This window comes from Methylobacterium sp. 1030, from assembly GCF_040544715.1.
In the GTDB taxonomy this organism is placed as follows: Bacteria; Pseudomonadota; Alphaproteobacteria; order Rhizobiales; family Beijerinckiaceae; genus Methylobacterium.
The window spans coordinates 21,097-34,139 of the sequence record NZ_JBEPKM010000021.1; the positions used below are offsets into that span (position 1 = coordinate 21,097).

12 protein-coding genes and 1 pseudogene are annotated in these 13,043 nt (G+C 65.8%); 5 read left to right on the forward strand and 8 right to left on the reverse strand.

All coding sequences use genetic code 11. From position 1 onward, the window contains the following. The first annotated feature begins 1,120 nt into the window (after positions 1 to 1,120). Both ABIC30_RS25790 and ABIC30_RS25795 read left to right on the forward strand, forming a co-directional pair. Positions 1,121 to 1,270 carry a hypothetical protein gene (locus ABIC30_RS25790; protein ID WP_354456280.1) on the forward strand — a complete coding sequence of 50 codons (150 nt, stop codon included), beginning with the start codon at positions 1,121 to 1,123 and terminating at the stop codon, positions 1,268 to 1,270. Positions 1,271 to 2,498: 1,228 nt separating this feature from the next. Further along, entirely contained in the window at positions 2,499 to 3,197 is a 699-nt protein-coding gene (locus ABIC30_RS25795; protein ID WP_354456281.1) for a hypothetical protein, read from the forward strand. A gap of 214 nt (positions 3,198 to 3,411) precedes the next feature. On the opposite strand, the gene ABIC30_RS25800 is transcribed toward ABIC30_RS25795, so the two are convergent. The 4 genes and pseudogenes from ABIC30_RS25800 to ABIC30_RS31850 all read right to left on the reverse strand — a co-directional run. Next, the gene (locus ABIC30_RS25800; RefSeq protein WP_354456283.1) at positions 3,412 to 3,759 is read right to left on the reverse strand and encodes a hypothetical protein; all 348 of its coding nucleotides are present in this window, start codon (positions 3,757 to 3,759) and stop codon (positions 3,412 to 3,414) included. Between the two features lie 273 nt (positions 3,760 to 4,032). Further along, positions 4,033 to 6,690 carry a transposase gene (locus tag ABIC30_RS25805; RefSeq protein WP_354456285.1) on the reverse strand — a complete coding sequence of 886 codons (2,658 nt, stop codon included), beginning with the start codon at positions 6,688 to 6,690 and terminating at the stop codon, positions 4,033 to 4,035. A 182-nt stretch (positions 6,691 to 6,872) separates the two neighbouring features. Next, on the reverse strand, positions 6,873 to 7,022 hold the full coding sequence (locus tag ABIC30_RS25810; protein WP_354456286.1) for a hypothetical protein: 150 nt from the start codon (positions 7,020 to 7,022) through the stop codon (positions 6,873 to 6,875). A 1,328-nt stretch (positions 7,023 to 8,350) separates the two neighbouring features. Beyond that, a pseudogene (locus ABIC30_RS31850) lies at positions 8,351 to 8,491 on the reverse strand (IS256 family transposase); the annotation flags it as partial. 741 nt (positions 8,492 to 9,232) lie between these two features. Here ABIC30_RS31850 and ABIC30_RS25815 point away from each other — a divergent pair. Continuing rightward, a complete protein-coding gene (locus tag ABIC30_RS25815; protein WP_354456288.1) occupies positions 9,233 to 9,820 on the forward strand; it encodes a hypothetical protein in 588 nt (195 codons plus the stop codon). 120 nt (positions 9,821 to 9,940) lie between these two features. On the opposite strand, the gene ABIC30_RS25820 is transcribed toward ABIC30_RS25815, so the two are convergent. From ABIC30_RS25820 to ABIC30_RS25830, 3 genes are all read right to left on the reverse strand, one after another. After that, positions 9,941 to 10,321: a hypothetical protein gene (locus tag ABIC30_RS25820; protein WP_354456289.1), complete on the reverse strand. Its 381-nt coding sequence runs from the start codon at positions 10,319 to 10,321 to the stop codon at positions 9,941 to 9,943. A gap of 291 nt (positions 10,322 to 10,612) precedes the next feature. After that, complete coding sequence (locus ABIC30_RS25825) at positions 10,613 to 10,936, reverse strand: hypothetical protein (RefSeq protein ID WP_354456291.1); 324 nt, start codon at positions 10,934 to 10,936, stop codon at positions 10,613 to 10,615. An 18-nt stretch (positions 10,937 to 10,954) separates the two neighbouring features. Beyond that, positions 10,955 to 11,755, reverse strand: coding sequence for a hypothetical protein (locus ABIC30_RS25830; protein WP_354456292.1), 801 nt, complete (start codon positions 11,753 to 11,755; stop codon positions 10,955 to 10,957). Positions 11,756 to 11,815: 60 nt separating this feature from the next. Between ABIC30_RS25830 and ABIC30_RS25835 the strand changes: the two genes are divergently transcribed. After that, the gene (locus ABIC30_RS25835; RefSeq protein ID WP_354456294.1) at positions 11,816 to 12,052 is read left to right on the forward strand and encodes a hypothetical protein; all 237 of its coding nucleotides are present in this window, start codon (positions 11,816 to 11,818) and stop codon (positions 12,050 to 12,052) included. Between the two features lie 60 nt (positions 12,053 to 12,112). Beyond that, positions 12,113 to 12,466 carry a hypothetical protein gene (locus ABIC30_RS25840; RefSeq protein ID WP_354456296.1) on the forward strand — a complete coding sequence of 118 codons (354 nt, stop codon included), beginning with the start codon at positions 12,113 to 12,115 and terminating at the stop codon, positions 12,464 to 12,466. Positions 12,467 to 12,662: 196 nt separating this feature from the next. Here ABIC30_RS25840 and ABIC30_RS25845 read toward each other — a convergent pair whose 3' ends face one another. Beyond that, the gene (locus ABIC30_RS25845; RefSeq protein ID WP_354456298.1) at positions 12,663 to 12,914 is read right to left on the reverse strand and encodes a DUF2171 domain-containing protein; all 252 of its coding nucleotides are present in this window, start codon (positions 12,912 to 12,914) and stop codon (positions 12,663 to 12,665) included. Positions 12,915 to 13,043: the final 129 nt, after the last annotated feature.

Sequence of the window (13,043 nt, forward strand, 5' to 3'; positions counted from 1 at the left end):
TGACATCAAGACAGCAGGCTGTCTGCGCTTCGAATAATGGCGCGGTGCCGGATAGGGCGGTCTTGGTACGCGGTCGACTTTTGGCGATCTGCGGACTCACTGCCTCGACTGCCAGTCACGATGGCCCGGAAGCGTGACCAGCTTCCGGACGCGGTCTCGGAACGCTTGGCCACGGGTCATTTCGACGGCGGACACGAGGTACCCGTACGCTTGGCGGTGCCGGTCGCCGACCTAGCCTTCATTCGGGCAAGCAGCTCGTTCATGCGCAAGATGGCCCCGCCGGCTGTCCGTATGTCGCCTGGGAGCTGCTCTACCTGCCGACAGGCAAGCCGGAGGACCGTTTCCTCGTTCGCCTGGGCGTTTGATCGCCCCTTCGGCGTGGGTTGGCAGCGGCAAGGCACGGCCCGAGGGTGGCGTTCCCGTCTCCGGCACTTGGGTTCCCGCCGACAAGGCCGGGCGACCCACCGAAGGGCGCCGCGACCTCGCCGAGTTGCTGTTCCTGATAGCCATGGGTGCCGGCTGAGCGGCGGGCTGGCGCTGCAGCCGCCAGCGGAAGACCCGCTGCTCCTCCCGTGCGGACGGCTGCGTAGCATGTGACCGTACCGGGTACCGGTCACCAAAGCCCCAACGCTGACAGCAAGCTGTCATAATGGTCTGCGTCACCGGGACAAGACCGCAATGTTGGCGGCCCATGCCCAGGTACAAGGTCCGAAGCTTGCCGCGGTGGGGCAGCCCGACCGACCCGGATCGCGCCAATCGATCTGAGAGGCAGGCAAATTCGCCATTCCCGGAGGCGCAAGGTGTCGCGACGTGGCTGTCGGCACCCTTGCGAGGTCACGGCCACGGGCTTCCGTGCTCGTGTCGGAAATCTCGCCGCTCGCATCCGCGGCGAGCGTCTCGCGCTGGGATCGCGTGAATCCGCATCGGCGCGGAGCGGAAAACCCGCATATTCGCGGCCTTCGTGCTGGCGCACGTGGAGCGCGCTGTCGGCCGCACGATCGGCGCGTTCCCGGCGGCGAAATATGTCACTAGGCTGGCGCCGGAAGCCGGCGATCACAGTGAGGCGCAGGCCTACACCCCCGGGATCGTGAGAGGCGATTGACCGGCGGCGGCTGCCCTGATGACCAAGGCCAGGAAGCTCCCCGACAGCTTCCGCGCCCTTCCCGCCACGAAGATCACCTTCACGATTTTGAGGACTCCGGCCCTGACTCCAAAGGGCGACGAATCCGAGCCGGACGGCACGGGGTTCAAGTCGCGAGGCCTCGGTTGAGCCGCAAATCGCGGGAAGGCAATCCCGGCCGCCGGCATCATGGCCTGGAAAGGCTGCCTCAGGTCATGCTAAACGAAGCTGGGATCGAGGCTATCACCATCAGTCGCGAAGCGCGATTATATATATCAGGATTCAGCACAGGCGCCCATTTGCTCTCTCTATCATAATCAAGAGAGCAAATGGGCGCCTGTGCTGAATGCATTGCAATAGAAACCTTATGCCCGTTCTGGGAGGGCCGCCCGAACGGTGACCACGCAGCCAGCCGCATCACGCTCGTAGCCCCGAGCGAAGTTCGCATCGTGTCGGTGACCTCTGCTGCGCCCGGCACATCGCCCGGCACATCGCCCGTCACGAGGAGGCCATTCGATCACTCGACGCCATCCGAGGCATCCACCACGCCGAACGCCCACTCGATCGCGGGAGTTTCCATCGGCATGTGATGAACCTTCGGCTTCGATCCCGGGTGCGCAATTGCTTTCCCGGGGGCTTCCCGAAATCGCATGACCAAGCCCCGTCTCGCGCACCCTATGGCTGCGGATCGCGTGAGAACACGCCGGTGAGATGGAGTAGATCCCGACCCGGCAAGTCGGGTGCGCCACATCGCAGGCGAAGACGGCTTCGGTTCACCCAACAGCCAGGCGGCCTGATCGACCTCATCATAGGAAACGACCGGGCTCGGACGGAGAGAGCAGAACCGCTTCGGTGCGGATCGCGCGATGCACGAAGGTGGCTGGCAGGCGATGGCGACGTTTGATGAGGAGCGCCGGACCGAGTTAGGCTACGGTCAGGGCGAGAAATCCATTAAGAGGGGAGCGAGCGTCCGAAGGAAAGGGCTGGGCGACGCATGCCCCAAGGCCGAACAAGGCGGTACGGCGATACCTCGTTGGGTGAGCGCCTCAGACGCGCCCGCGTCGGCGCCGGGTTTAAATCAGCGAAGCGGGCGGCGGAAACGTTCGGGTGGCGTGTCGGGACCTACGTGGCGCACGAGCACGCCACGCGCGTCATTTCCAGGGCAGATGCGAATGTGTATGCCAGGGCGTTCGACGTGCCCCTGCCTTGGCTTAACGATGGGAGACTGCCTTCGGAACCTCCGGGAGGCGACCAGCGCGCGAGGCGGAAGTCGGAAAGGCTGCGCATCATTGCGTCGGCTCCGATCGCCGACATCCCGCGCGAGCTAGCTGACCTTGCCGGTGAGGGGAAGTGGTCGTCTCCTTGCGAGAGGCTGGTCATGGCTCGCCAGATGGCGGGTTTTGCCACGAAGGTCGACGCGGTGAGGCATTTCGGTTGGAAGCCGACAACCTATGTGGCGCATGAGAGCGGCCAAAACCGGTTCACGGCAGGAGCGGCGGAGCTGTACGGCCGAGCCTACGGTGTAACCCCGGCATGGCTACTCGGCGAGGCGGTGCCCTCCGGCTTGCCCACGACAGGCGAATGGCCGGATGCGGCCTGGTCCATGTGCCGAATGCTCACGTGGAACCGCCAGATGCCGTCCCCGGACGCAAGCCGGCGTGCCGACCCAGGCGCCCTGGATGAATTACGCTCGTCGCCTCCCGCAGCCAACCAAGCGGCTTCCGGATCGACGAGGGGCCAGTCTGGGCCTGCCGAGGCCGTGCTGTGGGCGGCGACTTTCGGAACCGCGGCGACGTCCTGGCCGGTACCCCGCGGCCGGGCGGCGTCATCAGGCGTCCCGGACGGCGATCTCGCGGTCGCGGTCATCACGGACGACGGTCCCGATGGCATGGCTCCGCGCGCGGGCGATCACGTCCTGATCGATCGAAGCGTTCGGAACCGGGCCGCGCGCGGGCCACTCGTCGTCCGCCGTGGCTCCCAGGTGTCGCCCTCGCCGGGCCATGGCTCCGTCGACCCCGAAGACGAGATCCTGGGGCGCATCATCGCGATCGTCTGGAGGGACATTCAGACGCCGTGAAAGCGCGGCTAGCGGCCGTCCTTGCGAAGACGCGGCGCCTCGGGACCCGGCGGTGATGCCCGGACCACCACCGCAGCGTCCCCGCTCGAACATCGCGCGGGCGTCCAGGACAGGCCGAAGTCCCAATCGCGCGGCGCGAAGCTTCGCGCGATCGTCCGGACCGCGCGCGAAGGCGCGGCCGGCCAGGAGCGCACTCACACGCCTTCGCTACCTGTCATGCCGGATGCGCGATCGGGCGCCATGAGATCGACGAACGCTTCGACCGACACCCGGCTGTCAGGCGTGCGTGGAGGAGCTTGAGCCTAATCCGCCAAGTCGCGGCGCCTGCCGTGATCATGACGCCCGCGAGATCGAGCGTCGTTCGACTTCCTAGGCGATGGCCGGCCGCCAAAGCGGCTGGCGCCACCTTGCTTTCGGCCATGCCTGAGCATGCGGCGTTTGCAGGACCGATTACGGCGGTGCGTGGGATCAGCCGCGCGGACGGCGCCATGGTCCGCCGCTGAACGGCGTCCCCCTGCTTGGCCTCCGGGGCCTGAAGATCGTGGATGAGCACGAACGGCACGCCGGCCTCCTGGCTTCGCACCGGCATCGCGCTTGGAACCGATCAGGCGCCTCTCTTCCGAGTGGCTGCCTCGGCGATCAGGATAGGGATGAAGTCCTTCGACCAGCAAGCCGGGCACAAGTCGCGGCGTGCACGACGGGGTTCGAGGCAGGACAGGGATCATCCCCAACGTTCGCAGCGGTGCTTCGGGCCAAAGCGGATGCGCTTCGATGGACGCTCCCATCCCGTTCGAAGCGGAAGGCCATGGAACTCCGGGTACGGAAACGCCGGAACTCAAGCCTCGGACGCGCGCACTTCCGGGGACGGCCCGTCCGAAGCGGCACGCCGGCGGGCCGCGTATGCCGCCTTGCCGTTGCGCCTCATGCTTTCCAGCCTGTGGAGCTCCGCCGCCTTGAGCGATTCCAACGGCGCCATGTCGGCCCCGTGCAGCAGCCCCGGATGCCGGTCCGTCCAGACGGCGACGATGCGGTCCCACAACCCGGTATAGAGCGCCCGGCCGGCAACCGATCTCAGGGCCCGGGACGCCTCCGGGGACGAGCCCGCACCGAGGATTTCCGCGATCGCCGCCCACGATGCTCCGGTCCGCACCTTGATGAGCATCGCCTCGCAGAACTGCCTGGGGGTCAGGTCGCAATCCTCGGCGTTCCTCGGGCTCACCAAGTCTTCCGGGACCAGGGCCTTCACACTTTCCCAGCGATCGCCGTCCAGCGCCACGGCTCCCTCGTGGCGGAGGCGGCGCGCCACCACGGGCGGAGGCACGTGGGCGCTTTCGCCCGCGGCCAGCCGCGGGGTCCGCCGGGCCCTGCTGAGCGCGTCCAAGTCCAGGCCCACCGCCCAGGCCGGATCCCGCGCGCCGATCTCGCGGAGGAGCATCTCCGGGACGCCGGCATAGATGAAACGCTGCATCGCGTTGAAGACCATCCGCCGGTCACCGAAGACCTTGGGAGGCATGCGCAACGGGATACCTTCCCGCAGCCTGAAGACGATGGCATCGACCACGGTCCGTTCCGAGAGGGGCGGCCGGCCGTGTTCCGTCGCAGGCAGCGGCGGGACGAGGTCCGCGATGAGCTGCCACTGCTGGTCCGTCAGGGCGTGCATTCCCGAGCGGGCCCGATCCTCGGAACGCTCCTGCGCCGGCCGATTATGGGAGTAGTCGCGCTTCATCTGGAGCACGGTATCGACCACGATGATCTCCGGCTGCGGCGCCCCGACATCCTCCGGGTTGTCGAAAAACGCGGCCTCGGGGTGCATCTCGATGCGCAGCCTTAGCGCGCCGTAGGGTAGCGCGTGCCGCTCCAGCCGCACCTGCGGCACCAGCTTCCGGAACGCGTCGACGAACAACTGGTCGGCCGGGCTGCGGATCTCGAAGGGAAGGCGGCCCTCGAGCCCGTCGAGGGCGCGGCCGAGACTCGCGAGCCGGCCAGGCATGTTCCCCAGCGCCGAGGCCAGGTCACGCATCCCGGAGAGCTGCTTGCGCAGCGCGTCCACCGCGGCCTGCTGGTCCAACATCTGGCGCTCGGCGCGTTGACTCAGCGCCTCGTTGCGGAAGACGTGCCTCATGTACGCGTCGGCCACACGCTCCGCCACCTCCAGTTCCTCGCGGAGGCGGATCCTGCGAGCCTCGTGGCTCTGTACCGCCCGCCGCAGGCGCTCTTCGTAGGACTGGGCGAAGATGGCCTCCCCATCGTACCGCTGCAGCCGCTCGCGGACCGCCCTGACCACCTCGCGCTCGACGTGGGTGTAATCCACGCTGTGCCGAGCATGGACGCAGGCGTCCTTGTTGATCGCCAGGCTGCACGACAGGACGGGCTGCGCCCGCGAACGACCGTTGTAGTAGCGCTGGTCCTTGACACCGGGGCAGTCGCAGGTTGCCAGGGCGACGAGCGTCGACTCGTAGAGCTTGGCCCTGTCCTCGCCGACCGGGAGCGGCTTGCTGCCACGGCGTACCTTGTTGTTGGCCTGGAAGAACAGCTCGTCCGAGACGAGGCGGAGCTTTGGGTTCCTCCCCTTTACGACCGCCTCGGGTTCGCGCCGGAGGTACTTCTTCTCCAGAGTCTCACGGTTGGTCTCGACGTACGTGAGGCGATGGCGGACGCGACCGGTGTTGAAGATCTGCCGACGAACCCGGCGGACGGCGCTACCCGACCAATTCAACGTCCCGCTCGGGGTCAGGTACCCCTCCTCGATCAGGCGAACGGCGATCTTCCTGTCCGATACGCTGGCGGCGGCCAGGGTCGTGATGAGGACCACGGCCTCGGACTGCACCGGGTCCACTGCCGGGAACCCCGGCACGCCCGTAGGCTGAAATCCGTAAGACTTGCCGCGAGGATTGCCGCCGGCGTAGACCAGTTCATCGATGCCCCCCGACGTCCAGGCGCGGCGGGCCTTCATGTCGCGCTCCGCGTCCAGCACGCCCCGGACGAGCGCATCCTTGTCAAGGCTCTGGCCGGTGAGCGCGGAATGTACCGCGATCCCCTTCTTCTCCAAGATCTCGCAGATCTGAACGGCATCGTAGGTTTCCCTCGACCACCGACTGAAATGCTCGAAGCAGATGGCGTCGAATTCGTCGAGCCTGCCAAGCAGTTCCTGCAGCTTCTCGCGCCCCGCGGCATTGGTGGCGGTGCGACCCTCGTCGATGAATTCGACCATCTTCGTGACTCCGAGGTCACCGAGGTACTTTCGGCAGCGCCTGACCTGGCGCTTGATGCTGTCGTAATCCTGCTGGTCGCTCGAATAACGAGCATATATGGCGAAGCGCAGGGCAGTGGGAGTCTTCGGCTGTGCCCTCAATATCGGGAGGCGCTTCACCAAGAGCCCGTCGAGCAGGTCGTCGATCCCGTGGTCGGCTACCTCATGGTGCTCGTCCGCCCGATCCTCCGAGGAAGTGAGGCTGATCTCTTCCGCGCGTCCCGGCTCGTTGATCTTGTCCATGATCGGCCCTCCTGATCGAATCGCGCCGGGAGCGTCCCAGCCCCGGTTTCGCCCCGGGGCCCGACCTGGAAAGAGATACACGCCGCGCGTAAACACGCAATTAATTGCGTGTTTGAGAGGCCGAAGCGATCGGGTCAAGGGCGGGCATCACGAGAGATGCGACGCCGGGCGCCGCGACGACCTCAGCCCCTGTCTCGGCGGACGAAGGTCCGTGCGCGAGCCACGTCCGCCTCGGCGAGCATCTGCCCCAGCGCCAAGATCGCGACCGACACGGCGCTCGCGTCCGGGATCGCGCCGCCGAGGACCGAGGTCGCGTCGCTGAACGGCCGCATGACGCCACGCCCGAACCGTCCCCCGCGCGGGCGCCTCGCTCTCACCCGCGCCTGCAGAGGATCCATGTGCGACCGCAAGGGATCTGCGGCCGGCTCAAGCTTCGGGTTGATCCGGTCGAACCGCTTCATTGGCCAACTCACCGTCAATGATCTTGAGGGCCGGGGCGATCGCCAAACGGCCATTCCGTCATTGGCCGCGCTCCCGGAAGGAAAAGCGCCAGCGATGCGAAGGTCGCAAACAGGCGCCGGGCGTCGTCGGACCCGCGCGCCAGGTTCACCGGCACGGAACAGAAGGGGTATCCGGCAGCGCAAGGGATCCGTGGAAAGTCATCTCGCGATCGCAACCCGGCGGCCCGACCATGTTGGCGATGCGCTTGGTGCAGCGAGGTCGTGCGGCGGCAAGGAGCGGACGCGACGGGATTGGATCGAGGACTGCCTCCAGGCGCCCGGATCCCTCGCGTCGAACACCGTCCTTCGGTGCCGCCGTTGGCCGACCCTGCGGCGCGTCAGGCCCCTTTGCGTCGCAGGGGAGCCACCGAGCGAGGAGAGAGGACCGCTTGATCCGACGAAGCGCGGCGGAAAGCGGCAGGAAAGGCTGCCGGCTCAGAACCGGGGTCCCACTCGCCGGCAGGCTCGGCGAGTGGCTGCATCTACGGGCATCTTGCCCTCGTTGGCCGACGATTGGGAACATTCAGGTTCCGGCCCGGACGGACTGGTCCGAGGGCCGGGCCGGGACGGCACCCGGCGCAACGGGACCGCGAAGCCCAGGCGCCTCCCATCGACGATGAGTATCAATCTGCACCGCGGCAAGCCGCCGTAGCGACGGCCGTCGCCTCGCGATCAAGGTGGAGGGTACCGTCCGCGAACCTGCCACATCCTCGGCGACGACGTGCCGGCCTCGCGGTTCTTGATCCAGGCAGCCCACGTCGCGCGGGGTGTGGGCCCCGCACCCGGACTACCTGGGCCGGCGAGACGACGCGGATGACCGCCAGCCCCGCCATCGTTCCAGTGCCAACCACGCGTGCGCCTGCACCTGGGAGAACCGGATCGAGGCATTCTCCGAGAGTCGCAACGGATCCGCTTCCCGCGGCAAGATCACAGGCACACTGAACCGTACAGAATTTGAATTGATGTGATCATTATAGAGGAAGACTTCCGATTTTTCCAGCACTTTCTGCGACGCGTTGTGGGCAGCGTTGGATCGGTGATCGCGCGACATGGAGCAATCGCCGCCAGGCGTCGGTGCGCCGTCGAGGCAGGTTGTGTCCCTGGGCGTGGTGCAGCTCGCCGGGAGCCACCACGATCACCGGCTCGGGCCGGAACGATCGGGCTGCCAAGGCGGACAGGCCGACGCGGGGATCATCTCCGTTCGGGGAGATGCTTTCCGGGAACATCTAGCGCGAGCGCTGGACGGCCCATTCGTCGTTCTGCTCCAGCAGGATCGCTCCGTCGAGGCAGGTGACGGAGGCCTAGTCGAGGAAGATGCCGGCCATTGCGCTCGCGAAGCAACCACGCACGCAGACCCATCGAGGCCATCACGTTACGGCGTGACCGGTCCACATCGACGTCGATATTCCTGCTGAGAAAGCGACGCGGCGATAGCATCTCGCCGCAAGAATCCTGGGCTACGGCATCGCATGCGTAACGGTGCGCCGGGGGTGCTCGTTGCTTTGGAGCGCCGCCGCGGCGGCGGTTGCCACAAGCGTCTCGCAACGCTGCCCGAAATTTGTAGCGAGAGCCTTGGCGCACCTCCTGAAGAGGCGGCCCGGCCGCGGGGCCCGCCCCTCTAGGAGGGGGCAACGTGGCCACTCACGATTTCGTGAACATGGGGTGTGAAGGCCCTGGAAGGGCTGTTTCGACGGCATCCGGCGAAACCGCGGAAGGAACGGCGATTTGCCCGATCGGCACCCGCCAGGGCCGGCGGTGGGCCTTATCGGGCCGCTTTTTCTGGCTTGGCCCCTCTAAGTGCTGCGGACATGCCTGTAAGAACGATTCCCTCCATGATTGTCTTCACGAATATCTTGAAGCTGATAATCTCTATCCATGCCGCATCTGAGATCTATCAACCAAAATCTCCTGACAATGATAGTCTGATATTAGATTATCGGATGCATGGATGTAGGGAAATAATCTTGCGGCGAGATCATAGATCGATGACTATGGGAATAGAGCGGGAGAACCTGTCTCAAGGGGCGGTCCTCGTCCTTCAGATGGCTTACGCGAGCGCGGCGAGGACCATCTACTCCGACCCCTTCGTCTTTCAAACGCTCGGCCTTGGATCGGAGGCTGAGGAGGCCGCGCGTGAAGAGCTGAAGAACCTATCCATTCTGGATCCGAGCATGTCCGACGGAGAGATCCTGCCCACGAAGGAGGGCTGGGCCCTGATCGGCCGGCTTTGGCCGGACGGGCAGATCCCGGGCCCCGGAGGGCGGCACGTCGTCATCGGCAGCTTCGACGGCGAGGAGGATCTGCCCGTGCGCCTGGCCGCACCCGTGCCCGAAATCACGGCCGTTCTGCCGCCTGACAGCCCCTTCGTCCGCGAAACCCTGGATCGGGGCGCCAGATGCAGCGCGTGGCAGCTGCTGTGGCCGACGACAGGCGAGCCGGCGAGCCGGATCATCGTGCGAGTCGAGGGTGGAATGGGTGACGTCGCAGAGACTACCGGTCGAACGGCCAGGTCGTGCCGGACGTTCGCGAATCCGGGCCGGTGGTTCTCGGTTGACCTGTCGGGTGAGACCAGGGAGGCGCGTGCGTCGCTGGAGCAGCTGGTCTTCCTGATCGCGATGGGTGCCGGCTGAGCGGGCGCGACGTGCGACGCCAGCACGGTTCACGTGGCCGACGGCGGGGCACGGATCCTGTTCACCTGCTCGGATGCGCAGCCCCCAGGCGAGCGCAGCCCACGCGTGGCGACGGGGATGTCAGCGCCGACCGCCAACGGGGAACGGCAGGATCTTCACGGCCGCGCTCGCCTCGTCGAAGAGCTGTCCGACGGCGTCCGCACGTTCCCTGAACGCCCCTGACAGCAGGCATTCCCAGTCCACGGGGCGCGTCTGGGGTTCCTGCCGCGCCGCGGCGAGGATTTCGAGCATCATGCGCAGGTGGCGTTCCGTGAAAGGCGGCTCGCCTGGGACGGAATACCCGGCGTTCGACAGGTTGCAGTAGGCCTCCGAGAGTTCGTCCTCCTGCTGCGCCTCGGCCATCCACGCCCGCAGGCTGGCCAGATCCTCGGGGAACAGCCGGTCGTGGACATAATCGCCGACCGGTCGCTCACGACGGGGAGCCAAGGAGGAATCCGTCACGCGGTGATCTCCACGAAGCGCCTTTGGTGGGCGCGCATCAGTCTGAAGCAATTGGGCGGCTCAGAGGCTCGAAAGCGGCTGATCACCTTCGATCTCACGAAGTGGCGCCAACGATCGGCAGGGCAACCACGACAGTCAAGGTCTTCCAACCGACGTGTCGGCCACTCGTGATCCGAGAGTCCGCGACAACGCCGCAGCCCGAGGGAAGACAGGCGAGAGCGACGCCGAGTAACCTATGGCGGTCACCGAAGAGACACGGCGCCGCGGCGATGATGGCTCCACGGCGGCCGGCTATCCTCCGCCAGGACGAAGCGAAGGAACGCTCGATGGTTTGGCTTCCATGTCGCGTGTCCCGGCCTTGAAAGTGACGGTCAGGTTGGTTCGGCTGAAAACGTCGCGCCAGAAATCGCCCCCGGCGTCACCCCCATCTTCATCGCCGATGAAGAAATCAGGTATGCCGACCTTGGCCAGTTCACCCATCAATTCACGGGCCGACGCGAAATCGAGGAGGAGATCGTCAACCCCGCGATCCGAGGCGGCGACGATGAAGTCTGCGTCGAACCGGTCTGTCGGGCGACGTGGCAAGGGGTGGACCTTAAAGTCTTCCCTTTCCAAGTCGTTGTCCTCACGGCTTCATAGCTTGCCGCTCATCTCCTCGAGGAGCGAGGTCACCGACCTGACGGAAGGGGCCGCCGAGGGCCCCTTGCCATCCTTCGATGCAAACCGGAAAAAGTAGCGCACCCACTCGGGATTGCCGTATGCCTCACGATCGAGGCTGATTTTGACCAGCCCTCGGTTTCTGGTTTTGTAAAGCTTGTGGATTTGATGCAGGTCTTCTGGTGGAAGACTGGCTCCCGGCTCCAAGCGCAGCAAGGCGCGCAACCTGATATTGGCGGCTTCGACCTTGTCTTCACGCAGGCGCCTATATAGATCTACTTTGGTCCCAGGCCTTGCCACCTTCGCCTGATATAGCGTGATCCTTAAAAAGTCTTCGTTCGTGAGACGACGGGCGATACCAAAATCCGCTCCTCGCCAACGTTCCACGTGGCGCGGCTGATGGGCCCAGTAGACGTTGCAGTGACGCGGCTCGTCAGCCTCGTCCTGATCGAGCCGGGCAATCAGAGCGTACCACGATAGGCAGGAGGTCAGCCCTCCCATCAGGCTGGCGGTCAGCGGCTCCTCCTCGACGCCAGCATGGGCCACCGTCCAGAGGGCTTCGTGGACCGCCTGGCACATTGCCGCCCTGAAGACATCCGCGCCATCGAGCGAGGCGTGATGGGCCTCATCGCAACCCCAGCCGAACTCCGAGCGGGCCATCCTGCGCTTCAGCAAGCGAAGCGCTGCCTGGAATGCCGTCAACCTCACCTCCGCCTTGGCCTTCCGCTGTCGGAGCGTCACCCTCGTGGCGACCTTCGGCAGGAAGAAGGATTTCATTCCGAGCATCTTGCCGGTGCGCGTCCTACCGACGATCCTCTTGGGAAGGAGATTCGTTCGATGACCAAGGATTCGTGGGGGCCCGGCAGCACGATCTCGAACGAGGCATCACGCTTGATCCTCGAGACGGAAGCCAGCGTGCGCCTTGCCTTTCCCGGCGCATTCCTGGGGTACGAGGAACCGTGTGGTCATGCCGAGAAAGCGATCTCCTCGGAAGCCGATCCGCACGTCCGCGGCGCCGCTGAGCGCGTTCACGACCGGGCGAGGGAGACGTCGAGCTGCATGCACAATCTTTGACGCTTGGCCGATGGAGTCGCAGCGGTCGAGTTTCCAACCGGAGCACCCGACGCGGGAAGGATGGTCATCAAGGACGCGGAACAAGCCCTGGATGAGGCCGAGCGGGTCGTGGATTCGATGGTGAAGGACCTGCATGCCAGTCTTTGGGCCAGCCTGTCGCCGGCTGCGGCGGAAGGCCTGGCCACCAACCTTCTCCAGCAACTGAGATCCTTGAAGAGAGAGGGGACGCGAGCGAGGGATACGCCGGCCGCCTTGGACGCTCTTCAGAGGTGGCATCGTACCGCCGATATCGTCCAATGGTGGAGCCAGCTGGCTCCGGATCCTTTCCGTTCAGCAGGATTCAGGGCGAGCCGGGATCTCCGTCCCTTGATTGTCGCCCGCGGGATCCACGAAGGGCTCGCCGGCCTCAGGTAGGCAGGGTGTTCGGGGAATGCGCGATCGAAACGTCCCGGGCTGCTCAGCTGCCGAGGCCCGATCGTTTCAGCTTCGCCTGATCCGACCTTTCCGGATCGGTCGCCGTACGGCCAGATCCGGTCAAATGATCGACCATTCGCCCGAGAAGGTCGCAGGAAGCCCCTCTCGGCGAATGCCACGCGTCAGACGCGACCCGCTAAACGCCCTCGCCGCCCTCCTCCTCCTCGAACGTGACCGCGACGGCGGCGTTGGCCGAAAGCCTGACCTTCTGTCCCTCCACTTCCGCGAGCAGGGCGAGATCTATGAAGTGGTGATGGCCCTTGTGACGGCCCTCTCCGCTATCCTGCGCCGTGAGCTTGATGCGGTTCCCGACGGCCTCGTCGACCGCGCCGACGCGAACGCCGTCCGCGCCTATGACCTCCATGCCGCGTACGATCCGATCCTTCATCGCAAATCTCCCTGAAGCCGGTGGAAGCCGGACGTTGGTGTAGGATCGAGATCCGGCGCGTCCGGAGGAGGCATCGCGCTCAGTCGCTGGCGTGAATGGCACGATTCAAGATCCGCGCGTCGCACCGTC